Here is a 24,728-nt window from a genome sequence, read left to right on the forward strand (position 1 = left end):
ACAAGAGAAGCTGCGGCCGGCGGAGAACCCGCCGGCCGCAGCTTTTCCGCGTTCAGGGCGGAACCGGCGCGTGCCCCGTAACCCGAATCTCATGCGCATCGCTGGCCACATGCTCTTGCCGCGGGGTGCCCGCCGGGTGTCGAATCGTGTAAACGCCCGGCGGCAGCTCCAGGAGGCACCGATGTCGGTAAAGAGTGGAAGCGGACAGAGCAAGGGAAACGTCCAGGGCAAGGAGCGCGGCGACGCCTCGGCCGGGCTCGCCGTGGAACAGCCCGGCATGATCCGCAACATCGCCCTCGTAGGGCACTCCGGTGCGGGCAAGACCATGCTCGTCGAGGCGCTGCTCGCCGCCACCGGCGTGATCTCGCGCATGGGATCGATCGTGGACGGAACCACGGTTGGCGATTCGGACCCTGCCGCCGTCCACCAGCAGCGCTCCGTCGGCCTGTCCGTGGTACCGGTCCTCCTGGACGGGGTGAAGGTGAACCTCATCGACACCCCCGGCTACGCCGATTTCACGGGAGACCTGCGGGCGGGCCTGCGGGCAGCGGATTCGGCCCTGTTCGTCGTATCCGCGGTCGACGGCGTGGACGCGTCCACCGTGGCGCTCTGGCAGGAATGCGAGCGGACCGGGACGCCGCGCGCGGTGGCGATCAGCCGCCTGGACCACCCGCGCGCGGACTACGACGCCGCCGTCGCCGCCTGCCGGGAGGCATTCGGCGAGTCGGTGCTGCCGTTGCAGGTGCCGCTCCGGGAGGGCGGGGAGATCACCGGGCTGCTGGACCTGCTGAGCGGAACGGTCACCGGAACCACCGACGACGGCGGGCAGCCGGTCCGGCGGGCTGCGGACCCGGCGGAACTCGCCGCCGTCGAGGGTTCCCGGGCGGAACTGATCGAAGGCGTCATCGCTGAAAGCGAGGACGAGACCCTCATGGACCGCTACCTCGGCGGTGAGGAGATCGCCCTCGAAACCCTGCTGGCGGACCTGGAAACCGCGGTCGCCCGGGGCTCCTTCTTCCCGGTGCTCGCCGTGTCCGCCGGCACCGGTCTCGGGCTGCCGGAACTGCTGGATCTGCTGCACCGGGCGTTTCCCTCGCCCCTGGAACGCGAGGTCCCCGAGACCACGGGACTGGACGGCGCCCCGCGCAAACGGCTCGGCTGCGACCCGGACGGCCCGCTGCTCGCCGAGGTGGTGCGGACCAGCGTGGATTCCTTCCTGGGCAAAGTATGCTTGGTGCGGGTCTTCTCCGGGACCCTGCGCGAGGACACCGCCGTGCACGTGGGCGGCAGGGGATTGTCCGAGCGCGGCCACCCCGACCACGACGCCGACGAACGCGCCAGCCACCTGTATTCGCCGTGGGGTCCGGCGCTGCGGGCTGTGCCTTTCAGCGTGGCCGGGGACATCTGTGCGCTCAGCAAGGTGGCCACCGCCGAAACCGGGGACACCGTGTCCGCCAAGGACGATCCGCTGCTGATCAAGGTCTGGGACATGCCCGAACCGCTGCTGCCGCTGGCCGTCGAAGCCGCCGCCCGCAGCGACGAGGACGCGCTCGCCAAAGGACTGGCGAAGGTGGCCGCCGGGGACCCCGCGCTGCGTGTGGAGCGCAACTCCGAGACACACCAGCTGGTGCTGTGGTGCACCGGGCAGGCGCATGCCGACGTCGTCCTGGACCGGCTCCGCGAGCAGGGCGTCAAATTGCAGACCGTGGACGTCGTCACCCCGCTGCGGGAAACCTTCGCCGTCCCCGCGAGTGGCCACGGCCGGTACGTGAAGCAGTCCGGCGGGCACGGCCAGTTCGCCATCTGCGACATCGACGTCGAACCCCTCGAACGCGGCGGCGGCTTCGAATTCGTGGACAAGGTGGTGGGCGGCGTGATCCCGGGCCCGTTCATCACCTCCGTGGAGAAGGGCGTGCGGGCCCAGATGCAGAAGGGCGTGGCCGAAGGGTTCCCCGTGGTGGACATCCGGGTCACCCTGCACGGCGGCAAGACCCACAGCGTGGACTCCTCCGACGCCGCGTTCCAGGCCGCAGGGGCCCTCGCCTTGCGGGAAGCCGCCGCGGCCGGGCGCATCCAGCTCCTCGAACCGGTCTCGTCCGTGGTCATCCTGGTCCCCGACGACTACGTCGGCTCCGTGATGAGCGACCTGTCAGCGCGCCGCGGCCGTATGACGGGAACCTCGTCCGGGGACGGCAACACCGAAATCACCGCTGAAGTCCCGGACCAGGAACTGCTCCGCTACGCCCTCGAGCTCCGGGCGTTGACTGCAGGAGGCGGCACCTTCCGGCGCAGCTACCTGCGCCACGACCCCGTGCCCTAGCCGCGCCGGGTACACCTAGATGGCGCCGGTGGAACCCGCGACCCCGCCCAGCAGCGGCGCCATGCTGCGCCACTTCGCAATCTCGCAGCCGTCCGTGCGGCTGAAGCGGCAGTCCACCCGGTTGCCACGGAAGGTGCCGGTCACGGTGGCCGTCTGCGGCCCGCCGTAGACCTGGGTGCAGCGGCGGTCCGGCCGCGGCACCGGGAAGAAGATTTCCTCGCCGTACTGCTCGACGGCGGCAAGCGCCGCCCGCGGGTCCGGCACCGTGGATCCGGCGGCCGGTTCGCCGTCGGCGGCCAGCAGCACGAACTCCTGTTCCGTGGCACCCGGCGCCTCCCGCAGCGTTACGGTCAGTTCGACGTCGTACCGGCTCATGGTTTCCCTTCCCCCGGGTGTCCTGCGGCATTGAGTAGTTCCAGCACCGGCTGCAGTTCGGCCAGCAGCCGGCCCCGCAGCTCCTGGGCCTCCGCGGCGAAGGCCCGTTGCTGCCCGACGTACTCGTTCTTGCCCTCCGGGGTCTCGATCCGGATGGCAGGGTAGCCCCATTCGCTGAGCTCGTAGGGAGAGGCCTGCATGTCCATGGCCCGGATCCGCCAGGACAGCTCGAAGCAGTCCATCACCAGTTCGCTGGGCAACGCGGGCACCAGCTTGTACGCCCATTTGTAGAGGTCCATGTTGGCGTGCAGGCAGCCGGGCTGCTCCATGAAGCGCTGGTTTTCACGGGTGGGCGTGATCTCGTTCAGCGGCACGGCATCCGGGGTGTAGAACCGGAAGGCGTCGAAATGGGAACACCGGATCCGGTTCTCTTCCACCACCGTGTCCGTTCCCTCCGAGCCCAGCCGCAGGGTGAGGTACTCGTGGCGGAGGCTGAACTTGTCCTGCCGGTAGACCATGGCCCATTCGTGGAGCCCGAAGCAGGCGAACTGGGCGGGCCGGGCCGAGGTCCCGGACAGGATGATGGCGGCGAAGCGGAGGGCCTCGGCGCGGTCGGCCACAAAGCTGCCGCGGTCGAAGGCCACCGCCGTGCTTCCCGCCGGCAGGCCAGCTGCCGCCAGCCCGGCGTCGTCGAGCAACGTGTAGTACTTCCAGTCCGCGCGTTCGGCGGCCCGCCGCCCGCACAGCACCGTGCCCTCGCCCGAATGCCAGCGCAGCAACTGGCCGGGTTTCTGCGTGTAGTAGGTGAAGAGGAAGTCCTCCACCGGGTGCTTCTTGCCGGCGGAACGGCGCTCCAGGTAGGGGTCCGCGTAGCGCCGGACGCGTTCGTGGTGGGCCGCTTCCAGGGGCAGCCAATGCTCCTCCGGAAGCAGCCGCAGCTTACTCGCCAACGCCACTGGAGCCGAGCACCGCCTTGGCGCCGTCCCAGGCCGCGATTTCGCAGCCGTCCGTGAGCTTGTAGGAGGACTCGACGCCGATGCCGTCCACGGCCCCCGTGACCAGCGCGGTCTTCGGCCCGCCGAATTGATCGGTGCAGTTCTGGTCCTTGGGCCTCGGGGCCCGGGTGATCAGTGAAGGGTTAGCCCTAAGGGCGGCGCAGGCCGCGGCGGCGTCCGGGTGCTTGCTCTCGGCGGCAGGCACGCCGCCCTGGCAGACCAGCGTGTAGCTGGTGGGGTCGGCGCCGGGGGAGGGCGTGATGAGGATGGAGAGTTCGGCGTCGCCCTTGCCCGGGCTGGCGGGCGTGCCGGAGGACGGTGCGGGGACCGGTTTGGTGCCGGGGGACTCGGTCTCGTCGGGGAGCAGCCCGCCGGGGCTTCCCGTGCCGGGGCTCCCGTCCGGCGGAGTGCTTGAGGCTGTGGTGCTTGCCGGGGCCGGGGTGGTGGGGGCGTTGCCGCCGGTTCCCGGCGAGCAGGCGGCCAGCCCGACGACGGCTCCCCCGACGGCGGCGAGGGCCAGGGCGGTGCGGAAGATTCGCGGTCGCATGTGGGGCTCCTTGCTTTCTGCCATTTTAACCCGGGTGTTCTATCCGGGCTGGGCGGCGTGGACCGGCGCGGGCCGCTGGGTGGCGGCGATCAGGCCGGTCATGGCCGCGTGGAGGTCGGCGACTTCTTCCCGGCTCAGGCCCAGCCGCTCCATGATGGTGCCGGGCACCGCCGTCGCCTGTTCCCGGAGCGCCGCCCCGGCGTCGGTGAGCGTCACCGCGAGGGCGCGTTCGTTGCCGGGGACCCGTTCGCGGGTCAGCAGACCGGCTTCCTCCAGGCGCCGCAGGATGGGCGAAAGGGTGGCGGGTTCGTGCAGCAGGGCGTCGCTGATGTCCTTGAGGCTCCGCGGGCTGCGCTCCCAGAGGGCAAGCATCACCAGGTACTGCGGGTGGGTCAGGCCCATGCGTTCCAGGACTGGTTTGTAGATGCCCACGACGCTGCGGGAGGCGACAGTGAGGGCGAAGCAGAGTTGGCGTTCGAGGAGGAGATCGTCCTCGGCAGGCGTGGACATGTTCCTCCTTGGTTCGGCCGGGCTTACCGCACCAGCTTATCTCGTCGCACTAATTATTAGTACACTAACAATTAGTGTACTCTTGAGCTACCAGGGACCCCACGGAGGGAGCAGGAGTTGGCCAAGGAATCATTCGCCCAGCGGTTCATGCGCGCAACCGGGCGGCTGCGCGTTGTGTTCGGCCCGGCACACAGCAGTTCGCTGGACCATGAAATGACCGAGGCCAACAGGATCCTGCTGCGCCAGCGCCAGGCCGAGACCCTGCAGTGGGAAACCAAGCACCGGGCGGACGGCAGCAGCTACGTGGTGCCGAAGAACCCGGGGGACAAGTCCCTGCGTTAAAGGTTCCAGTGCCCTCGCGGCCCGGCACCGCCCGCCTCATTCCGGGATGCCGGGCGTATCATTGACTCACTTGAACCACTCGGGAACGGCGTGACCGTCGGACCCCGTTGCGGGGAAGGAGGTGGGATGTTGTGGGACGTGTGCTGGACAGTTTCATGCATGTGACGGCGCGTCTGCAGGCTGTGTTCGGACCCGCTACCCAAGGCGATACCGATGCGCCCGTGATTCACAAGCACGACGACTTCGAGCAGGCCTCGGAAGAGGACCTGACGCATTTCGTGGTCGAAACAGACGCCGAGGGTCACCACTACGCAGTGCGTGATGACCCCGGGCCGACCACTACCGACTACGGCTAAGCAAAACAAAAGGACCGGAGCAATGAGCTGCTCCCCGTAAGTTGGGCTGAGAGACCAGTTCCGACTTACGGGGAGCAGTTTCGTGTTGAAGAGCAGCGCCGGCCTCGGACGGGAGCGTTGTCAGCCTTCGAGACGGGAGTGTTCGCCCAGACGGTGCCACGTACGGTTGTGGTGGACCAGCGCGTCACCAGGCTCGCCCGGCAGAGCGTCGCGTTCGATGTGCGATGTCAGCGCGCGAGCGACGACGATCGTCGATGTTCCGGCCTGCATCCGATCAACGGTGGCGCAACGCACCCAAGCGCGGACATTGTCGAACACCGGTTCGCCAGTGCTCAGCCGTGTCCAGGACTGTGCCTGCGCGAAGCGATCGATGCCGCCGGTTGCACCCAGCTTCGCCACCTCGACGTCGTGCACGTCGAGGAAATGCACGATGACCGTCGCAGCGCGTGAAAGGACATCGGAGGCCGAGGACAGCGCCGAGATCGAGAAGACGAGCAGCGGAGGGTCGGCGCTCACCGATGCGACGGATGACGCCGTGAGGGCAACGGGCCCGTCACCCGCATCCGCCGAGATGACGGTGACGCCGGCGGGGTGCCCGCGGAAGATGGCCTTGAAATCCTCCGCCGGCAGGGACGGCGCCGAGGCGTGCTGGATCGAGTCGATGAGTGCGTCGGCGGCGGTAATTTCAGGCGCGTGCACTGACGAGCTCCTCGCGGAGGATGGCCGCTCCCGCGCTGAGTGCACTCAGCTTGTCCAACGCGACGTGACGGGGGAACGGTGCCATGCCGCAGTTCGTGCTGGGCACGAGCTTGTCGGCGTCGACGAACTCGAGTGCCTTGCGCAGCGTCTCTGCGACCTCTTCCGGCGTCTCGACGGTTTCATTCGCCACGTCGATGGCGCCGAGCATGACCTTCTTGCCGCGCACCAGCTCGACGACGTCCAGCGGGACGTTGGAGTGGTGGGACTCCAGCGAGATGGTGTCGATGGAGGAGCGCTGCAGCAGCGGGAACGACTTCTCGTAGTGGCGCCACTGGGCACCGAGAGTCGCCTTCCAATCGTTGTTCGCCTTGATCCCGTAGCCGAAGCAGATGTGCACCACGGTCTCGACGCGCAGCCCCTCGCAGGCGCGCTCCAGTGCGGCGACGCCCCAATCCGAGACCTCGTCGAAGAACACGTTGAACGCCGGCTCATCGAATTGGATGATGTCGACCCCGGCCGCCTCGAGTTCCTTCGCCTCCTGGTTGAGGATGGTCGCGAACTCCCACGCCAGCTTCTCACGGCTGCGGTAGTGCGCGTCATACAGGGTGTCGACCATCGTCATCGGGCCGGGAAGGGTCCATTTGATCGGGCGGTCGGTGATCGAGCGGAGGAACGTCGCGTCCTCGACGAACACGGGCTTCTCACGCTCTACGGCGCTGACGACGGTCGGCACGCTCGCGTCGTAGCGGTCCCGGATGCGCACGGTCTCGCGCTTTTCGAAATCGACACCGCTGAGGTGCTCGATGAAGGTCGTGACGAAGTGCTGACGGGTCTGCTCGCCGTCACTGATGATGTCGATGCCGCGTTGCGTCTGCTCCTGCACGGCCGCGCGCATGGCGTCCTGTTTGCCTTCGCGCAGCTCGGCGCCCTCGAGCTTCCAGGGCGACCAGAGAGTCTCCGGCTGGGCAAGCCAGGAGGGCTTCGGAAGGCTGCCGACGATCGAGGTCGGAAGAAGCGTGGGGGTCATGGCGGGTCCTTCGGTTCTCATGCGACGGGAGTGGGGTAAGCGGAGGCCCACTGATCGAGCAACTCGCGGTTCGGGGTGATGAAGTGTTCCTCGGTGTACCTGCCCTGCGTTACGCCGAGTCGGGCGCGCTCGTCGCGGTCGTAGGAGATCAGTGTCCGTGAGAAATCCTGTGCGCCCAGGCTTGGTCGATAGACAGCCGGTGCGGCGGAGTTCGCGTTGTAGATCTCGGGGCGGTAGATCTTCTGGAACGTCTCCATCGTGCTGATCGTGCTGATCAGCTGCAAGTCGGTGTAGTCGTTCAACAGGTCGCCGCGGAAGTAGAACGCCAGCGGCGCGACGCTGCCATGCGGCATGAAGTAGCGCACGCGCAGCCCCATCTTGCCGAAGTACGCGTCCGTGAGGGAGCCGTCGTCCTGCTGGTACTCGAGGCCGAGAATCGGGTGGCTTTTGCCTGTGCGGTGATAAGTCTTGGAGGTGGAGACGCTGATGCAGATCACGGGCAGGTGCGGGAAGCGCTGCCGGTAGGCATCGGAGTCGAGGAAGTGCTGGAAGAGCTTGCCGTGCAGGTCTCCGAAATCCTGTGGGAGGGCAGGCTTGCCCGAGCCGTCGCTCGCGGCGGGCAGCACCACGCTGAAGTCGTAGTCACGCACGTACGACGAGAAGTTGTTGCCCACGATGCCGTGGCTGCGGGTGCCGGTCTGCCGGTCGACGACGCACGTGTCGAGAACCTCGAGCAGAGGGAACTGCTGCTCCTCGCCGTCTGAGGCGAAATGAACGTTGGCCGAGACGATCTCGAGCTCGAGGGCATAGCGGTCACCGTTCGGGTTGTCCCAGTGCGCGAGGGCGTTGAAGCGGCGATTGATCATCGTCAGGGCGTTGCGCAGGTTTTCCTGACGATTCTCACCACGGGCCAGATTGGCGAAGTTCGTGGTGATGCGCGAGCTCTCGGAGGGCGTGTAGTCCTCGTCGAAAGGGGTGGTGGTGATGCTGAAGGTGAATGCGTCTGCCATGGTGGCCAATCTGATGGTGAAGGGCCTGGGCTGGCCGTCGGAGTCGATGTGTCCATCATGCAGCGATTTCGCTGATATCAGGTAACTAGGCGTGACTATGGAATTGTATAGACTGAATCTATGGTTCAGAGTGTGAACGGCCTGACGCTGCAGCAGCTGCGGTATTTCATCACGGTCGCGGACGAGGGGTCGATCTCCGCGGCCGCCGATCTGCTCTACGTCGCACAGCCGACCATGTCCGCGGCGATGAAAGAGCTCGAAGCCCGTGTGGGGCGCACGCTCCTCGTCCGCTCGGCGAGGGGAGTCGCGCTCACCGCTGACGGTGCGGAGTTCCTTGGCTACGCCAGGCAAGTCGTCGAGCAGGTGGAGCTGCTCGAGCAGCGCTACCTCGGCCGGCCGCCGTCCCGTCGTCTGCTCGGGGTATCGACGCAGCATTATTCGTTCGCCGTGGATGCGTTCGTCAGGATGGTCCAGGCGAGCGGGGCCGATGAGTACGAGTTCTCCCTGCGCGAGACGCGCACCGAGGAGATCATCGAGGACGTCCGCACGCTCCGCAGCGAGATCGGCATCCTCTACCGAAACGACTTCAACCGAAAAGTCCTCGACAAGCTGCTTCGCGAATCCCGGCTCGTGTTCCACCCCTTGTTCCTCGCCGATCCGCACATCTTCATCTCGCGCAGCAACCCGCTCGCGTCCCGGCGGCGGGCAACTCTCGAGGATCTCGAAGATCTGCCGCGGCTCACCTTCGATCAGGGGGCGAACAACTCGTTCTATTTCGCCGAGGAGATCCTCTCCACACTTTCCAGCAAGCGCGACATCCGGGTCTCCGACCGTGCGACCATCTTCAACCTCATGATCGGCCTGGGCGGGTACACGATTTCGACGGGCATCATCAGCGGCGAGCTCGATCCTTCGATCGTCGCCATCCCACTCGAAGTCGACGAGCGCATCGAGATCGGCTGGATTGATCACGCCGCGGTTCCGCTGACGGAACAGGCGCGGCGCTATCTCGCAGAAGTGCGGGCGGTCGTCACGGGCTTCGGGGTGGAAGTGCTCGGCTGAAGGCGTCGAGGGGGTCGTGAGGGGAACAGGGATTTCCTCAACAAAGCCAAGGGGCCTGGGCCCGGTGGAATACCGAACCCAGGCCCTCGCGGCCGAACATCTATTTGCCGTTAGCGGGCTGAGCCCGCCTTAGCGGCCGGTGCCGCCGTAGACGGTGGCCTCGGATTCGCCGTCGAGCTCGAACGCCGCGTGGATGGCGCGTACGGCGTCGTCCAGCTTGTCGGCGCTGGTGACCACCGAGATGCGGATCTCCGAAGTGGAGATCATGTTGATGTTGATGCCGGCGTCGGACAGGGCCTTGAAGAAGGTGGCCGAAACACCCGGGTGCGAACGCATGCCGGCACCGATCAGGGAGAGCTTGCCGACGTTCTCGTCGTACTCGATGCTCTCGAAGCCGATTTCGCCCTGGGCAGCGCGGAGGGCGGCGAGGGCGTCGGCGCCTTCAACGATGGGCAGGGTGAAGGAAATGTCCGTGTGGCCGGTGCCGTGGGTGGACACGTTCTGGACAATCATGTCGATGTTCGAGTGCGCATCGGCGATGACCTGGAAGATCGCCGCGGCCTTGCCGGGGATGTCAGGGACGCCGACAACGGTGACCTTGGCTTCGGACCGGTCGTGGGCCACGCCGGAGATGATTGGCTGCTCCAAGGCAACTCCCTCTTGAGTGGTGATCTTGTCATCGGCACCGGGCAGGACCCAGGTGCCTTCGTTCTGGCTGAATGAGGAGCGCACGTGCAGCGGCACGCCGAAACGGCGGGCGTACTCCACGCAGCGCAGGTGCAGGATCTTCGCGCCGGAGGCGGCCAGCTCCAGCATTTCCTCGCTGGAGATGGTGTCGATCTTCTGCGCGGACGCCACCACGCGCGGGTCAGCGGTGAACACGCCGTCCACGTCGGTGTAGATCTCACAGACGTCGGCATCCAGCGCAGCGGCCAGGGCGACGGCGGTGGTGTCCGAACCGCCGCGGCCCAGCGTAGTGATTTCGTTGGTGCTGCGGCTCATGCCCTGGAAGCCGGCCACGATGGCGATGTGCTCTTTGTCCAGGGCGGTGCGGATGCGGTGCGGGTCGACGTCGATGATGCGCGCCTTGCCGTGGATGCCGTCGGTGATCATGCCGGCCTGGGAGCCGGTGAAGGACTGGGCGGACGCGCCGAACTTGTTGATGGCCATGGCGAGCAGGGCCATGGAAATGCGCTCGCCGGCGGAGAGGAGCATGTCCATCTCGCGGGCGGGGGCGGAGTCGGTGACCTGGCCTGCGAGGTCCAGCAGTTCGTCGGTGGTGTCGCCCATGGCGGAAACGACGACGACGACCTCGTTGCCTGCCTTCTGCGCGTCGACCACGCGGCGGGCAACGCGCTGGATGCCTTCGGCGTCAGCCACGGAGGAGCCGCCGAACTTCTGGACGATCAGCTGTTTGGTCTTGGCAGGCTGCGCGGCCAGTTCATCGCTTTTCACTTCGGTAGTGGGCATACTCATGCGCGCACCCTCACTGCATCACTTGGGAATCGAAAACACCGCACGGCCATTTACGGCATGCCAGCGTGGCTTATTCGGCCAGTTTATCGCCGTGTGTCCCGGGCCCGGGAATTGTGACCAAATCTCGGCCCCTGGGTGGATGTGCGTGACTTTCGCCACGGCGTACGATCGAGGCACGATGCGGCCTGCCGGCATGTCCGCCGCGCAGGTTCAAGCTCTGTAGGGGGAAACAGAGGTGGAGTATGTCCGTTTCAGAAATTCCTGAGACAACCCGGGCGCCTCTTGCGTCCGGGGTTTCCGCGGTGGGTGTCTCCCGCCGCTTCGGTTCCGTCCACGCCGTCGAGCAGATGGACTTCGAGGCCCCGGCCGGGCGGGTCACCGCGCTCATCGGCCCCAACGGGGCTGGCAAGACCACGCTGCTGCTGATGCTGGCTTCGCTGCTGCAGCCGGACAGCGGCACCATCACAGTGGATGGACTGGACCCGGCCAAGGACAGCGCGGCCGTGCGGCGCCGGCTCGGCTGGATGCCGGACACCTTGGGCGTCTGGGAGTCCCTGACCGCCCGGGAGATCCTGGTTCAGATGGCGCGCTTCTACCGCCTGCCCAAAGCCGGGATCGATGCCCGCGTGGCCGAACTACTGGCGCTGGTTCGGCTGGAGGAACTCGCCGACCAGCCCGCCCGGGTGCTCTCGAAGGGCCAGCAGCAGCGGCTCAGCCTGGCGCGCGCCCTGGTCCACGACCCCTCCGTCCTCCTCCTGGACGAACCCGCGGCCGGCCTCGATCCCGGCTCCCGGGTGGAACTGCGGACGCTTTTGAGGAACCTGGCCGCGGCCGGGAAGTCCATCGTGGTGTCCTCGCACGTGCTCAGCGAACTCGATGAAATCGCCGACGGCGCCGTGTTCGTCAACCAGGGCCGCACCGTCAAGCAGCAGACCATTGAAGAAGCCGCGCAGCAGGGCCGCCGCTACGCGATCACCGCCCTGGACCCGGCCGCGCTCGCCGCCAAGCTCACCGAACTGGGGCTTGAGTTCAAGGCCGGAAGCGGCCGCCGTCCGTCCGTGTCCCTCCTGTTGAGCCACGACGACGGCGCTGCCGCCCTGCTGCGCGACCTCGTCACCGCGGGGATCGCCGTCGTGTCCTTCGGGCCGGCGAGCGGCGCCCTGGAAGAGACGTACATGAGCCTGGAAACGGAGCGGAAATGAGCGCGGAAAAAACTCTCCCGGGGCCCGCTTCGGCTCCGGACCCCGCTGAGGTGCGGGGCGCCGTCGCCGGTTATCTCGGCGGGATCCGCGACGTCGTGGTGCTGGAGATGAAGCAGCGGCTGCGTTCGCGGGGCTGGTACATCATGCTGGGCATCTGGTTCGTGGTGATCGCCCTGGTGACGGCACTGACCTGGGCCGGCTGGAACGCCTCCATGGAGGTCCGCTACTCGACGCCCGTGCCGGACGGCATGCCCCAGCCGGACGGGCCGGGGTCAGCGATCTTCGAAGTGGTGCTGGCGTTCGTGCTGCTCTTCGCCCTGCTGGTCGCACCGGCGCTGTCCGCCAACGCCGTCAACGGCGACCGGGCCGGCGGCACCCTGGCGATCCTGCAGGTCACCCTGCTCACGCCCGGGCAGATCCTCTGGGGCAAGTTCTGTGCCGCCTGGCTGGCAGCGATCGCCTTCTTGGCCGCCAGCGCGCCGTTCCTGATCTTCGCGGTGCTCCTAGGCGGGCTGACTCCCGGGCACGTGCTGGTGTCCCTGGTGATGCTGGCGGTCGAGGTGGCCGTGATCTGCGGGATCGGCGTGGGCATTTCGGCGCTCGCCGGGAGACCGCTGTTCTCGATCGTGGTCACCTACCTCACGGTGGCGGCGCTGGTGGTCGGCTCCCTGATCGCCTTCGGCCTGGGCGTGCAGCTGACCCAGGGAACCATCAAAGCCAACCAGGCGCAGTACAACTCGGCGGAGTTCGGACCCGGCGCCTATCCGGGTTCTCCCGAGTACACCTGTTCGGGCCCGCTCGTAGAGCAGGACGCGCTGCGCACCGAACGGGTCGCCTGGCTGCTGGCCCTGAATCCCTACGTGGTGGTGGCCGACGCCATCCCGTACCCGGAACGCAAGACCCCGTCCTACTACTACTCCGGCGGCATGATCGAGAACATCAGCCAGGGTGCCCGGGCGGCGCTCGCCGGTCCCGAGGGCACCTACGCCTGCGCCAACGGGAAGGTGCAGCCGCAGTACCTGCAGCAGACCACTCCGTTGTGGCCGCTTGGCCTTGCGCTGCAGCTGGGCCTGGCCGGGCTGCTGCTCTGGCTCGGCTGGCGTGCCCTCCACACACCTGCCCGGCGCCTGGCCGCGGGCACCCGGATCGCCTGAACCGCCATGGCCGCCGGCCAGCCGCCTGAGGACGAACCCCGCTACGAGCCGATCGGCCGGGACGTGTACGACGACGGCGGGCGGGCCGGGGCTGGCGGCGGTTCTGCATTGGAGGACGACGGCGGCGGCAGTCCGCCCAGCGTGCCGTTCCGGACGGTTGCGGCCGGCGCGGTGCGTGGTGCCTGGGCGGACACGATGGCGTCGTTCCGGACCGTGTCCTTCTGGATCGTCCTTGTCGCCGCGGTGGCGGGGGCGGGTCTCTCCGCGTACCTGCTCCTGGTGTGGTTCGGTGTTGTCGGTTGGGAGGCGGCCGGGCCCGTGGCGCTGTTTCTCCTGGCCGGTGGCGGGCTCTCCCTGGCCGCCGCGGTCCTTGGCTCGGTGTGGGGATTCGCGCGGGGCCGGACCGGGGCGCCGGGGTCCGAGGGGTCTGGGTCCAAGGCGCCGGGGTCTGGGGCTCAGACCATGCCGGTCCGCCTGCTGGCGTGCTTGATGCGGGGACTTGCGCTCGCCATTCTTGGCGTCGCCCTGCTGCTGGTGCTCCGCCTTCTCCTGGGTGCTCCGGGTCCCGTCGAGTTTTCCGTCGATCCCGCCTCGGGATTGCCGGAGACCCCGGCGGGGGGCATTCCGGCGCCGCCCGGCCTGGAGCTCCTGGCACTGCTGACGGTGCTTTTCGAGGTGGGTGTTTTCGCGCTGCTCGGCATGGGGTTCCGGGCGTGGTTCACGGCCCGGCTGCCTGGGGCCGCACTGACCGTGGTGTCGACGGGCCTGTTCGCTGTCGGGAACTTCGCCGCGGCGTTCTTCCTGCTGCCGGGAACGCTGGTCACCGAGCGGACTTCCATCCCGGTCAACGTGGAGCGGGACCGTGTCGGCCGCTACCTCTCCTACGACTGCGTCGGGGATCTGGTGCGCAGTGCGCCTGTGCTGCACAGCGAACGCGTCATGTGGCTGACGGCCGGGAATCCGGCCTTGCTCTACTGGACGCTCGCCTCGGAGCAGGTGCCGACGGAGGGTGAACTGGGCTGGTTCCTGGTGTCCTTGCAACAATCCACGGTGGGGCCGGCCTACGATGTCGCCTGCATCAACGGGGTGCCCAGCGACGCGGCCCAGTCCGGGTTCCCCTTGTCCACCATCGGAATCGCCGGACAGCTGGCGGCCGCCGCCGCGGTGACGGGCGCCGGTGTCCTGGCCGGCCGCCGTCGGGCACGTTCCGGCTCTTAGCGGCCGGACAGCTGTATCAGGACAGGGCGTTGCGGCGTCCTTCGAAGGCACGGCCCAGCGTGACTTCGTCGGCGTATTCGAGGTCGCCGCCCACTGGCAGCCCGGAGGCGAGCCGGGTAACCGTGATGCCGATCGTCTTCAGCATGCGGGCCAGGTAGGTGGCCGTCGCTTCGCCTTCGAGGTTCGGGTCGGTGGCGATGATGATTTCCTGGATTTCGCCGTCGTTGAGGCGGGTCAGGAGTTCGCGGATCCGCAGCTGTTCGGGGCCGATGCCGGCGATCGGGTTGATGGCGCCGCCCAGCACGTGGTACCTGCCGCGGAAGGACCGGGTCCGTTCGACGGCGAGCACGTCCTTGGATTCCTCGACGACGCAGATGACGGTGGGATCACGGCGCGGGTCACGGCAGATGTTGCAGGTTTCCTGCTCGGTGACGTTTCCGCAGACGGTGCAGAACTTCACCCGTTCCTTGACCGTGGTGATCGCGGCGACCAGGCGTTTCATGTCCTCGGGGTCGGCCTCAAGGATATGGAAGGCGAGGCGCTGGGCCGACTTCGGCCCGACGCCGGGGAGCCGGCCGAGCTCGTCGATCAGCTCTTGAACTGCACCCTCGTACACAATGTCCTCGTTTTTTCAGTGGAGTTGTTGGCGTTGGTTGTCGTGCGGCTATTTGCCCGGCGCGCGGTCAGCGGCGCATCAGGGGAGTGCCGTCCAGGGAACGCTCTTCCAGGAGTCTCCCGCCCAGAATACGCTCGACCGCAGCCCGGCCAAACACACCCGATTCCTCGATGGTTTCGTCGTCGGCGCTCGGGATGTCCTCGACCATCGTGGCCGTTGCGCTTGCGGACCTCGCAGGCACTTGGATGCGTCCGGCCAGCGCTTCCGGGCTGTTCGAAAGCCGCTGGTAGAGGCTCTGCCTACCGGGCGCGTTGCCCCCTGCCTCAGCCGTGGGTGCGGGAACGGTCGCCCAGCTGCTCGCCGGAGCCGCGGCTGGTGCCGGGGCCTGCTGCGCGGACGCTAGTGCAGGAGGCTTCTGGGCGGTTTGCTGGACCGGCACCTGCTGGGCTGGTGCCAGCGCCGCGGCGGGCTCGTACGCCGGTGCGGTGGAGTTGCCACCGGCCTGGCCGGATTCTGCGTGGTCCGGCGCCGGATCTGCAGATGCAGACTCGGCGGCGACATGGGTCCCGATATTGCTGCTCGTGCCCACCACCCACGAGCCCGGCGACTGCTCAACTGCGCGCGACCACGGGTCACGCGAGGTGTCGGGCGAGGGGGCGGCTTCCTGGGTGGCAACGGCGGAAGGAACGACGTCGGCAGGCGCCGGCGGTGCGGTGGGTGCGGCGGGTGCCGGCGGCGCGGTGGGTGCGGTGGGTGCGGACTGCCAGCCGGAGTCCGACGGCGGAACCCAGTCCATGGGCGGTTCCTCGTCCAGCGGCGGGGCGTCTTCGTCGCGCGGGGGACCCCAGTCGTCGTCGGAATACGAGTAGTCCTCGGACGGCGGCTGTTCAGTTGACGGGGCCTCGGCGGACGGGGCTTCGGCGGGCGCGGCGGCGGTGGCAGGCGCTGGGCTGGCGGGAACGGCAGCGCTCGCGGGCGCCGGGCGCTCGGCTTCTGCTGGCCGTTCAGCTGGTGCGGGCCGCTCAGCCGGTGCGGGCCGCTCAGCCGGTGCAGTGCGTTCAGCGGGAGCATCAGCCGGTTCGGCAGCCGCAGGACCGGCCGCGGGCGCGAGGCCCCAGGCGGTGTCGACCTCGGAAGCCACGGGTGGCGTGGAAGCAGCAGCCGGCATGGCGGGCGTGGCCGCCGGCACCTGTGCCGGGGCTTCCGGGCTAGCCGGGGCTTTTGGGTTTGGCGCAGAGCTCCCTGAACTTGTCGCGCCTGCCGTGGCCGTGATCTGGCAGTCGATGCCGATGGTTTTGTGGATCGCCTGGCGCAGGTTTTCGGCGTGGTCGGCCCGGCTGAATGCGGTGGCGAGGCCGTCCGTGGTGAACGCAAGCACCAGGGTCTGGCCGTCGAAACGTGCCACCTGTGCGTTGGCGCCGACCAAGGCCCAACTGCTCCGCTTGATCTTGCTCAGCGTCTGCAGGATGTCCTGCCAGGCACGGCGGACCACCTCGACGTCGGCGCCTCCACCGGGTGCACCTCCAGCCGGCGGCGCAGGCTGGGCGGGAGCAGCCGGCTGGGCGGGCGCGGGTGCCGAAGCAACAGGCTGGGCGGGCGCGGGCGACGGAGCCGGGGCCTGGGCGACTGGGGCAGGAGCAACAGGCGCCGCCGCAGTTTCCTGCGGTCCGCGTGCGGCCGGAGGCCGCTGGCTATCCTCGATGGGCCAGTCGCTCGTACTGACCCGCGGCGCGGAGATCCGGCCTGCCGGGACGTTCGCCTCGGCAGCGGTTGTTTCGGAGACCGGTGCCTGGGCCGCTGGAGCGGCCTCAGGCGCTGAGGCAACCGGAACCGGAGCGGCGGCTGGCACCTGCACGGGCTCCGGCGTCGGGCTCGGAACGGAAACTGCCGGAACAGGAACTGCAGGCGCTGCTGCAGCCCCGGACTCCGCACCAGCCGGAACCGCGCTGCCATAGCTGAGGCGCCGCTCGACGCGGTCGATCCGGGCAGCGATTCCCCGCTCGGTCTGCTCGGCGCCGGGCAGCAGGATCCGCGCGCACAGCAGCTCGAGGTGCAGGCGCGGCGAGGTAGCACCGGTCATCTCGGTGAGCGCGGTGTTCGTGACATCCGCGGCACGGGAAAGTTCGGCGGCACCGAGGGCCTTGGCCTGGCCCTGCATACGGGCGATCTGGTCGTCCGGCATGCCGCGCAGGATGGCCTTGGCGCTCTCCGGCATGGCCTGGACGATGATGAGGTCCCGGAAGCGCTCCAGGAGGTCCTCGACGAAACGGCGGGGATCGTGCCCGGTCTGGATGACCCGGTCCACCGCGCGGAAGACCGTGGCGGAGTCGCCGGCGGCAACGGCCTCGACGACGTCGTCCAGCAGCGAAGCATGCGTGTACCCGAGGAGCGCGACGGCGAGCTCGTAGTCCAGCCCGTTGCTCCCGGCGCCGGCCATGAGTTGGTCCAGCACGGAGAGCGAATCACGGACGGAGCCCCCGCCGGCACGGATCACGAGCGACAGCACGCCGGGCGCCACAGGGACGTTCTCGGCGGCGCAGAGCTGCTCGAGGTACGCCATGAGCGGTTCCGGGGGCACCAGCCGGAAGGGGTAGTGGTGCGTGCGGGAGCGGATGGTGCCGATGACCTTGTCCGGCTCCGTGGTGGCGAAGATGAACTTGATGTGTTCCGGCGGCTCCTCGACGATTTTCAGGAGCGCGTTGAAGCCAGCCGAGGTGACCATGTGGGCTTCGTCGATGATGAAGATCTTGTAGCGGTCCCGCACCGGGGCGAAGGTGGCGCGTTCGCGGAGGTCGCGGGCGTCGTCCACACCGCCGTGGCTGGCGGCGTCGATCTCGATGACGTCAAGGGAGCCGGAGCCGCCGCGGGCGAGCTCGATGCAGCTGTTGCACTTGCCGCAGGGCGTGTCCGTGGGGCCTTCGGCGCAGTTGAGGCAGCGGGCCAGGATGCGGGCGGAGGTGGTCTTGCCGCAGCCGCGCGGGCCCGAGAAGAGGTAGGCGTGGTTGACGCGGTTCTTGCGCAGCGCCGTCATGAGCGGCTCGGTGACATGTTCCTGCCCGATAACGTCCGCGAACGAATCCGGGCGGTATCTACGGTAAAGGGCAGTAGTAACAGTCACAGGAGAAGCCTAGCTTTGGGGACTGACATTTAAATGTGAGACCCCTCATGCACCCGCCAGAGCCCATCTACCCTTGCTACCTTCCGGTCCTGGGGGAGTTCAACAGGATGACGCCACATGAGGGGCCGACGACAAGCTTACCCGAACTTTCAGCGGCACCCGAATCCGCCGTCGGGCACTGGAACCCGGGCAGCCGAAACTACAGCGCGGCGACCGTCGCGGCCGCGATTCCGAAGGACATGGTCATGCCGATCCCGGACGTCACGGTGACCACCGTGGTCCGCGCGTCCACGTCCTCCACCAGCAGCGGGGTCAGCGGGCTGCTGGCGTACACGCCCTGCCAGCGCTGCGTGACCTGCAGCGTGGTGCCCAGGATTTTCGCGATTTCGTCCACCAGTCGGGTGGTCCACCACTCGTCCTGGAAGGGCCCGATCGTCTGGCCGTACACGTGGCTGTCGCCCAGGATGAGGCTGCCGTCGGGCCGCCGAGTGAACATCACGTTGGCCACCATGTCGATCAGTTCCGGGCTGTGGCCGTGGATTTCCCGGCGGACCGCCTCCGCGCCGGGCATCGCCGTGAAGCCGTCGTAGCGGGTCATCGAGGTGCCGGTGAGGACCGCAGAATCGAGGGTGTAGCCGGCCGGTGCCGGTGCGAGGGCCATCTGCAGGGCGCAGCGCTGCACCTGGTAGCGGGTGGCCAGCTCGGGGAAGAGGTAATCCATGTCGTGCCCCACGCAGACCAGGACCTTCTGCGCGTGGAAGTCGCCGCGGCTGGTGGAGACGGTGCCGTCCCGGATGTCCCGCACCGAGGTGTTCCATTCGATCCCGACGCCGGCCTGGTTCTGGAGCCAGCCGGCGATCTCTCCCGCGGTGGTGCGGGGATCGACGCGCAGGTCCGCGGGCAGGTGCGCACCGCCCACGATCGCAGGGTCCGGATCCCCGCCGAGCACGGAGCGCAGTTCACCGGCGGTCAACAGTCGCACGGAGTCGCTGCCGCGTTTGCTGTTCAGCTCCTCCAGCACCTGCTGCTCCGCCGCGCTGCGGGCCACCACATAGGCACCGGCTTCCGGGGCCCAGAAACCCACGGCCTTGGCCGCGGCCAGCCAGCCCTCGCGGGAGCGGTAGGCGGTGTCCAACAGCACGCCGTCCTGGGCCGTGATGCAGCAGTGGCCGAAGTTCCGGATCGAGGCGCCGTTGGGCCGGGCATCGCGTTCGATGATGCGAACCGTGTAGCCCTTGCGGTGCGCCTCGAAGGCATGCGCCAGGCCGACGATTCCGGCGCCGACGATGATCAGGTCCGTGTTGCCCTTGGATGTGTTCATGGTGCGTCCTTTCGTGGGGCCGGGGGCGGTTAGCCCAGCGGCCAGGCCTTGATGGTGCTGATCAGCTCGACGAAGCGCTGCTCCACCGGGGTCAGCGGCTGGTCCGCCATGCGGACCAGGGTGACCGGACGACGGCGGGGCGCCGGGTTGATCTTGAGGCGGACCAGTTCCCCGGAGCGCAGGTCCTGGGCCACCACGTGTTCGGAAATGAGGGCCAGTCCGAGGCCCGCCCGCACGGATTCGCGGGCCGCCTCGGCGCTCCAGATGGTCCAGCTGGGCGAGTCCTTTAGGCCCCAGTCGGCCAGTGCCTGGTCCTGGTCCAGCCGGGTGGAGGAGCCGATTTCGCGGAGCAGGAACCGCTGCCCGGCCAAGTCTTCCGGGGTGAGGGTCCGTCCGGCGAGGGGGTGTGCCCGGCTTGCGGCGACGATGAGGGCCTCGTCGAAGATCTCCGTGCATTCGAGCTGCTCATGGTCCACCTGGCCCGCGCAGATGGCCAGGCTGACCTCGCGGTTGATGATCCATTCGGCCACCTTCTCCGCGTTGCCCACGCGCAGTTCCGTTCGGATCGTCTCGTTCTCGGCGAGGAAACGGCTGAGCACGCGGGGGAGCAGGTAGGACCCCAGGGTGCTCGTGCCTGCCACCGAAAGCTTCCGGTCCGCTTGCCCCTGCGCCGCGGCAACCTCGCCGTCCACCTCCTCCAGGATGCCGAGGATCCGGCGGGCATGGTCGGCCAGGACCAGGCCGGCCGCCGTCAGCGTGGTCCCGGCCGGTCCGCGGTCCAGCAGGTGGGCCGCAAGCGAGGTCTCCAGGCTCCGGACATGGGCCGACACCGATGGTTGGCTCATGTACAGGAGGCGGGCAGCAGCGGAAATGCTGCCCGCCTCTGCAACGGTGACGAAGATTCGCAGGCTCTGGATGCTCAAATGCATGGGAACAAGCTAACTGACGGTCCGGCGTCGGGATCGGTGACGGGCAACGGGGCTCAGGCCGGGAAGCTGATGCAGGCCGAGCGCCATTCCATGTAGAACTCCCACGTTTCCGGGGAGCACTCGGGTGCACCGTACTGCGAGAGCTTCGCGCCCATGTGCGGCAGGTGCGGCCATGCGCCGACGCCGGGACGGTTGACGTGCAGCATGCCGGCTTCGAAGCCCTGCAGGGCGTCATAGGCGTGCGCCCGGTTGTTCGTGAAAATGGTCCCGGACATGCCGTACTTCACCGAGTTGGAGATCGCCATGGCGTGGCCGAAGTTCTCGGCGTCGATCACGGAGAGCACTGGGCCGAACACCTCCTCGGTGGCCAGCTCCGAATCCGGTGCGACGTCGGTAATCAGGGTGGGCTCCATAAAGTAGCCGTCCGCAAGTACCCCGGCGCTGGCGCGGGAACCGCCCGTCCGGATGGTGGCGCCGTTGGCCCTTGCCGTGCCGATGGCCGCGAGGCAGGCGTCCAGCCGTTCCTGGTTCACCACCGGGCCGAGCTTGGTGGATTCGTCCGTGGGGTCTCCGATCCGCAGTTCCTCCATCCGGCCAAGCACCTTGCCCACCAGCTCTTCGCGGACGCGGCGGTCCACCACCACGCGGCTCGTGGCGCTGCAGCGTTGCCCGGCCTGCCCGAAGGCCCCGAGAAGGATGGCGTCGGCGGCGAGGTCGAGGTCGGCGTCGGCCAGCACGATCACCGCGTTCTTGCCGCCCAGCTCCAGCTGGGTACGCGCCAGCCGCGGCGCGGCCGCCTTCTGGATGGTCAGGCCAACCGGCAGCGAACCGGTGAAGGAAATGCCGCGGACGTCCGGGTGCCCGCACAGGGTTTCGCCGGGCTCCCGGTCGCCCTGGACCAGGTTCAGCACGCCCGCCGGCACGCCGGCCTCATTGAAGATGTCCACCAGCAGCGCCGAGGTCAGCGGCGCCAGCGGCGAGGGCTTGAGGACCGCCGTGCACCCGGACAGCAGTGCGGGTGCCATCTTCCAGACCGGGATCGCCAGCGGGAAATTCCACGGCGTGATGAGCGCGACGACGCCGATCGGCTTGCGCCAGGTCATCGCCAGGGTGCGCGGCTCGTCGGCCGGGAGGGTGGAGCCGGAGAGGCGGCGGCCCTCGCCTGCGATGTAGCGCAGGATGTCGATGGCGCGCTGCGCCTCGCCGCGGGATTCGCGCAGGCACTTGCCCTGTTCCCGGGTGACGACGGCGGCCAGTTCCTCCTTGCGGCGGGACAGGATCTCTGCGGCGGCGAACAGGATGTCGCCGCGCTTGATCGAGCCCAGTGCTTCCCATTCCTTGCCTGCCTTCGCTGCGGCGCCGACCGCGTCGAGGGCATCCTGCGCGGTGGAGTCCGGGAAATGGCCCACGATGTCCCTCGTGTTGGCCGGGTTGGCGTTGGCGAAGGTCTTCCCGGCCGAGGACGGACGCCATTGGCCGTCGATGTAGTTCTGGTGCAGTTCGGTGGAGCTCATTCGTTCCTCTGTTCCGGCAGCGGCGCTGCTGCCATGTTGAAGGGTACTGGGGTGCGGGGCGGCTCAGGCGGCGCTTGGCCGCTTGTTCCAGGAGGGGATCAGGATCAGGGCGGCGGCCAGCGCGGCGGCGGCAAAGACGTAGAAGATCACGACGCCGGGGAAGAAGCCCGGGAGCAGCCCGCCAAGGATTGCCCCGAGGGAGCCGCAGCCGTTGATGAAGCCGGTGGCACCGGCGGCGTACCTGGAGGTACCGAAGTCGACGGCGGCCACGCCGGAGATCATGGCGTCCGCGCCGTAGACAGTGAGGCCCACGAAGGAGAGCAGGCCGATGAAGAGCGGCAGCGATCCGGTGGCCGTGACGGGCTGCCAGAGGGCCAGGGCAATCACCAGCAGGCCCAGGCACAGCACGCTGGGCGGCACGCGGCGGGCGTTGAAGAGGGTGTCCGAGGTCCAGCCGACTACGATCGGGGCGATGAGGCCGGTGATGCCGAAGGCCACCGGAACCATCACCGCAGTGATCGAGTCCAGGTGCGGCAGGGCATCGAGCACCAGCACCGGGCCCCACAGCAGGATGGCGTAGCGGGCGGGCTTGAGCAGGAAGTAGACGATGCCCAGTTTCAGCACCATCGCATCGTGCTTCGCGGCCGCCAGCAGGTCCCTGGGCGAAAAGCGGTCCCCCTTGACCTTGACCACCGGCACAGGTGCGCGGGTGTGCGAACGGACGTAGTCGCCGTCGAGCGCTGAGTCATCCTCATCGATGCCCGGCAGCCCCACCTCCTGCGGGTTGTTCCGCTGGAAGACGGCGAACAGCACCAGGGCAAGGGCGATCGTGGCGGTGCCGGCGAAGAACGCCCAGCGCCAGCTGTCGAAGATGGAGTAGGCGATCCAGCCGGTGAACGGGGTGGCCACCAGGCCGCCGAAGGCGTAGCTCGTGGAGAACAGGCCCATGGCCCGGCCGCGCTTCCTGACCGTGAAGAAGGAGGCGATGTTCTTGCACAGGCCCGACCAGCCCGTGGACTGGGCCAGGCCCTGCACGATCATCAGCGGAACGAACAGCCAGACGGCCGGAGCGATGCCCATGAACAGGGCGGCGACGCCAGCCATCACCATGCCGCCGGCCACGACGATCCGGGTGCCGAAGCGCTCGGCCACCGCGCCCCAGATGAACTGCCCGACGGCGTACGCGGCCAAATAGATCGAGTCCAGTACGCCGAGGGTCTGGCGGGAGAGGAAGCCTTCGTCGAGGATGCCCACCTTGGCGGCGGAGAAGGCGGAGCGGGGGAAGTAGAAGGCGGCGTAGGCCAGCTAGGAGAGGGCGAAGATGCGGATCTGCCACTTGAACAGTTCCTGCCGCTTGGTCGACGTCTTTGTCTGCTTTGCCGGCGGGCTTTCCTGCTGGAGTGTCGGGGTTTCTGTTGAGCCAAATTCGGACATGTCAGCGTCCTTTCGTCATGCAAACCTTGGGGGAGTGGTGGGCCGGCCGGGCCGGCGCCGGTTCCCTCCCAAGTGCTGCGTTGGGGGGAGGGAACCGGATGACGTGCTGGTGCTCTCCTTTTGCTGTTGGTCCGCAGTCCTAGACCGACGCCGCCACGTTCGCCGCCACGTGGCTGGTGGCCACCCAGTAGGCGTCGTAGTTGTGCAGCACGGCCTGCTCCCCATTGGGGCCGCTGCTCGCGGTGTCCTCCGGGGCCCCCAGCACCCGGTTGACGAAGAACGGGATCGCAAGTTCGCCCAGGCCGCCGTGGGAGCGCAGCGGCACTTCCAGGTTGCCGAGGTCGTGCCAGGCGGCGTACCGACCCAAGGCGGTGTCCTTGTCCGACAGCACCGTGATGTCCCCCATCCGGTCCAGCGGCATGGCGAACAATTCGGCGGCGTTCTCGGAGGTGTCCGCGTACGAGATGCCGTCGCGTCCGCGCAGGGCCCGCAGCACGGCGTCGCGGTCTGCCCCCTGCGGCAGGTAAACGTTCGCGAACGACCCAAGCGCCCCGTGGTGGACCGTGTACGGATCGGTGATCGGCAGGATCACCCGGCTGCCGCCGTCGGGCGTTTCACCACTGACGCCGAGCACCCGGTTCACCTCTTCCTCGAGGTAGATGACCCGCGGGGTGCCGTCCTCGTGGTGCTTGGGGCTCATGCCGTGGTCCGCCGTGATGACCACGACGGCGCCCAAGGCGTCCAACTGCGAGGCGTAGCTGTCGATCATGGCGTAGAAGTCGTTGGCCACCTCGGTGCCGGGGGCGTTCTTGTGCTGGATGTAGTCGGTGAGGGTCAAGTACATGATGTCGGGCGCCTGCTCCCGCAACAGCTTCACGCCGGCGGCCAGCACGAATTCGCTCAGTTCCGCCGAGTAGACGCCCGGCAGTTCCATGCCGACCAGTTCCAGGACATTCCCGACGCCGTTCTCCGCCACCGTGGCGGTATCCGCTTTTTCGGCCGAGAAGCAGATGCCCTTGTTGGACGGTTCGACCAGCTCCCCGGAGCCAGCCGGGTCCAGCCCTGGTTGGGTGATGCCGGTGGCCAGCAGCCTGCGCAGCTTGTCCTTGGCGGTCACGACGGCGACACTCAGCCCCGCCGCGGCGGCCGCCGCGAAGACGGTGGGGACCCGGAGGAACTTGGGGTCGTTCATGAGGACCTCCTCGCCGGTGGCGGGGTCCAGGATGTAGTTGCCGCAGATGCCGTGGACGGCCGGCGGGCGGCCCGTGGCGATGGACATGTTGTTCGGATTGGTCAGGGTGGGGATGGCGCAGTGCGCTTCCCAGGACGTGCCTTTGGAAGCGACGATTTCCTTAAGCCACGGCATCCGGCCCGCAGCGATGGCGAGCTCATGGTAGGCCGGTTCGCTGCCGTCGATGCAGATGACCACCACCGGTGTTCCTTGGTGCACGTACTGCCGGCCGTTGACTGAGAACGATGTGTGGGGCATGGAGGAACTCCTCT

23 protein-coding genes and 1 other RNA gene are annotated in these 24,728 nt (G+C 68.2%); 7 read left to right on the top strand and 17 right to left on the bottom strand.

The window, feature by feature from the left end; all coding sequences use genetic code 11:
• Window positions 1–181 precede the first annotated feature (181 nt).
• A complete protein-coding gene (locus D3654_RS08665; RefSeq protein WP_120521106.1) occupies window positions 182–2,320 on the top strand; it encodes an elongation factor G-like protein EF-G2 in 2,139 nt (712 codons plus the stop codon).
• A gap of 15 nt (window positions 2,321–2,335) precedes the next feature.
• Here the strand turns inward: D3654_RS08665 and D3654_RS08670 are convergent, their stop codons facing one another.
• Genes D3654_RS08670 through D3654_RS08685 form a run of 4 tightly spaced genes read right to left on the bottom strand, consistent with a single transcriptional unit; the run spans window position 2,336 to window position 4,747 of the window.
• Entirely contained in the window at window positions 2,336–2,695 is a 360-nt protein-coding gene (locus tag D3654_RS08670) for a serine protease inhibitor (protein ID WP_120521107.1), read from the bottom strand.
• On the bottom strand, window positions 2,692–3,651 hold the full coding sequence (locus tag D3654_RS08675; RefSeq protein ID WP_120521108.1) for a 3-methyladenine DNA glycosylase: 960 nt from the start codon (window positions 3,649–3,651) through the stop codon (window positions 2,692–2,694). Before D3654_RS08675 ends, D3654_RS08670 begins: the two co-directional genes overlap by 4 nt.
• Entirely contained in the window at window positions 3,635–4,237 is a 603-nt protein-coding gene (locus tag D3654_RS08680; RefSeq protein ID WP_120521109.1) for a serine protease inhibitor, read from the bottom strand. The genes D3654_RS08675 and D3654_RS08680 overlap by 17 nt, the downstream gene beginning before the upstream one ends.
• Window positions 4,238–4,276: 39 nt before the next feature.
• Window positions 4,277–4,747 carry a MarR family winged helix-turn-helix transcriptional regulator gene (locus D3654_RS08685; protein WP_120521110.1) on the bottom strand — a complete coding sequence of 157 codons (471 nt, stop codon included), beginning with the start codon at window positions 4,745–4,747 and terminating at the stop codon, window positions 4,277–4,279.
• 117 nt (window positions 4,748–4,864) lie between these two features.
• Here D3654_RS08685 and D3654_RS08690 point away from each other — a divergent pair, with 117 nt between their 5' ends.
• Together D3654_RS08690 and D3654_RS08695 are read left to right on the top strand one after the other, a co-directional pair.
• The gene (locus D3654_RS08690; RefSeq protein WP_120521111.1) at window positions 4,865–5,089 is read left to right on the top strand and encodes a hypothetical protein; all 225 of its coding nucleotides are present in this window, start codon (window positions 4,865–4,867) and stop codon (window positions 5,087–5,089) included.
• A gap of 155 nt (window positions 5,090–5,244) precedes the next feature.
• The gene (locus tag D3654_RS08695) at window positions 5,245–5,445 is read left to right on the top strand and encodes a hypothetical protein (RefSeq protein ID WP_425359400.1); all 201 of its coding nucleotides are present in this window, start codon (window positions 5,245–5,247) and stop codon (window positions 5,443–5,445) included.
• Window positions 5,446–5,565: 120 nt separating this feature from the next.
• On the opposite strand, the gene D3654_RS08700 is transcribed toward D3654_RS08695, so the two are convergent.
• Genes D3654_RS08700 through D3654_RS08710 form a run of 3 tightly spaced genes read right to left on the bottom strand, consistent with a single transcriptional unit; the run spans window position 5,566 to window position 8,181 of the window.
• Window positions 5,566–6,129, bottom strand: coding sequence for a flavin reductase family protein (locus D3654_RS08700; RefSeq protein ID WP_120521151.1), 564 nt, complete (start codon window positions 6,127–6,129; stop codon window positions 5,566–5,568).
• 1 nt (window position 6,130) lies between these two features.
• Window positions 6,131–7,171, bottom strand: coding sequence for a methionine synthase (locus D3654_RS08705; protein WP_120521113.1), 1,041 nt, complete (start codon window positions 7,169–7,171; stop codon window positions 6,131–6,133).
• Between the two features lie 17 nt (window positions 7,172–7,188).
• Window positions 7,189–8,181: a DUF1852 domain-containing protein gene (locus tag D3654_RS08710; RefSeq protein WP_120521152.1), complete on the bottom strand. Its 993-nt coding sequence runs from the start codon at window positions 8,179–8,181 to the stop codon at window positions 7,189–7,191.
• A 120-nt stretch (window positions 8,182–8,301) separates the two neighbouring features.
• On the opposite strand from D3654_RS08710, the gene D3654_RS08715 reads away from it, so the two are divergent.
• Window positions 8,302–9,243 (top strand): LysR family transcriptional regulator, encoded by a 942-nt coding sequence (locus D3654_RS08715; protein WP_120521114.1) that lies wholly within the window; start codon window positions 8,302–8,304, stop codon window positions 9,241–9,243.
• A gap of 129 nt (window positions 9,244–9,372) precedes the next feature.
• On the opposite strand, the gene D3654_RS08720 is transcribed toward D3654_RS08715, so the two are convergent.
• Window positions 9,373–10,719, bottom strand: a complete 1,347-nt coding sequence (locus D3654_RS08720) for an aspartate kinase (protein ID WP_120521115.1) — start codon at window positions 10,717–10,719, stop codon at window positions 9,373–9,375.
• A gap of 242 nt (window positions 10,720–10,961) precedes the next feature.
• Here D3654_RS08720 and D3654_RS08725 point away from each other — a divergent pair, with 242 nt between their 5' ends.
• From D3654_RS08725 to D3654_RS08735, 3 genes are read left to right on the top strand one after another with little or no spacing between them, the layout of a single operon-like run.
• Window positions 10,962–11,921, top strand: a complete 960-nt coding sequence (locus tag D3654_RS08725; protein WP_120521116.1) for an ABC transporter ATP-binding protein — start codon at window positions 10,962–10,964, stop codon at window positions 11,919–11,921.
• Window positions 11,918–13,075, top strand: a complete 1,158-nt coding sequence (locus D3654_RS08730) for an ABC transporter permease (protein WP_120521117.1) — start codon at window positions 11,918–11,920, stop codon at window positions 13,073–13,075. Before D3654_RS08725 ends, D3654_RS08730 begins: the two co-directional genes overlap by 4 nt.
• A 6-nt stretch (window positions 13,076–13,081) precedes the next feature.
• Entirely contained in the window at window positions 13,082–14,293 is a 1,212-nt protein-coding gene (locus D3654_RS08735; RefSeq protein ID WP_120521118.1) for a hypothetical protein, read from the top strand.
• Window positions 14,294–14,309: 16 nt separating this feature from the next.
• Here the strand turns inward: D3654_RS08735 and recR are convergent, their stop codons facing one another.
• The 9 genes from recR to phnA form a co-directional block, all read right to left on the bottom strand.
• The gene (recR, locus tag D3654_RS08740) at window positions 14,310–14,909 is read right to left on the bottom strand and encodes a recombination mediator RecR (RefSeq protein ID WP_120521119.1); all 600 of its coding nucleotides are present in this window, start codon (window positions 14,907–14,909) and stop codon (window positions 14,310–14,312) included.
• 67 nt (window positions 14,910–14,976) lie between these two features.
• The gene (locus D3654_RS08745) at window positions 14,977–18,027 is read right to left on the bottom strand and encodes a DNA polymerase III subunit gamma and tau (RefSeq protein ID WP_120521120.1); all 3,051 of its coding nucleotides are present in this window, start codon (window positions 18,025–18,027) and stop codon (window positions 14,977–14,979) included.
• A 33-nt stretch (window positions 18,028–18,060) separates the two neighbouring features.
• An RNA gene (ffs, locus tag D3654_RS08750) (signal recognition particle sRNA small type) lies at window positions 18,061–18,157 on the bottom strand.
• A gap of 69 nt (window positions 18,158–18,226) precedes the next feature.
• Window positions 18,227–19,348: a TIGR03364 family FAD-dependent oxidoreductase gene (locus tag D3654_RS08755; RefSeq protein ID WP_120521121.1), complete on the bottom strand. Its 1,122-nt coding sequence runs from the start codon at window positions 19,346–19,348 to the stop codon at window positions 18,227–18,229.
• A 29-nt stretch (window positions 19,349–19,377) separates the two neighbouring features.
• Window positions 19,378–20,277, bottom strand: a complete 900-nt coding sequence (locus D3654_RS08760) for a LysR family transcriptional regulator (protein ID WP_120521122.1) — start codon at window positions 20,275–20,277, stop codon at window positions 19,378–19,380.
• A 53-nt stretch (window positions 20,278–20,330) separates the two neighbouring features.
• Window positions 20,331–21,791 carry an aldehyde dehydrogenase family protein gene (locus D3654_RS08765; protein WP_120521123.1) on the bottom strand — a complete coding sequence of 487 codons (1,461 nt, stop codon included), beginning with the start codon at window positions 21,789–21,791 and terminating at the stop codon, window positions 20,331–20,333.
• A 63-nt stretch (window positions 21,792–21,854) separates the two neighbouring features.
• Window positions 21,855–23,096 (bottom strand): MFS transporter, encoded by a 1,242-nt coding sequence (locus tag D3654_RS08770; protein WP_205571765.1) that lies wholly within the window; start codon window positions 23,094–23,096, stop codon window positions 21,855–21,857.
• On the bottom strand, window positions 23,097–23,225 hold the full coding sequence (locus D3654_RS20930) for a hypothetical protein (protein WP_280960097.1): 129 nt from the start codon (window positions 23,223–23,225) through the stop codon (window positions 23,097–23,099).
• A 139-nt stretch (window positions 23,226–23,364) separates the two neighbouring features.
• Complete coding sequence (gene phnA / locus D3654_RS08775) at window positions 23,365–24,714, bottom strand: phosphonoacetate hydrolase (RefSeq protein ID WP_120521124.1); 1,350 nt, start codon at window positions 24,712–24,714, stop codon at window positions 23,365–23,367.
• Window positions 24,715–24,728: the final 14 nt, after the last annotated feature.

It is taken from the genome of Arthrobacter celericrescens, from assembly GCF_003614925.1.
Lineage (GTDB): Bacteria > Actinomycetota > Actinomycetes > Actinomycetales > Micrococcaceae > Arthrobacter > Arthrobacter celericrescens.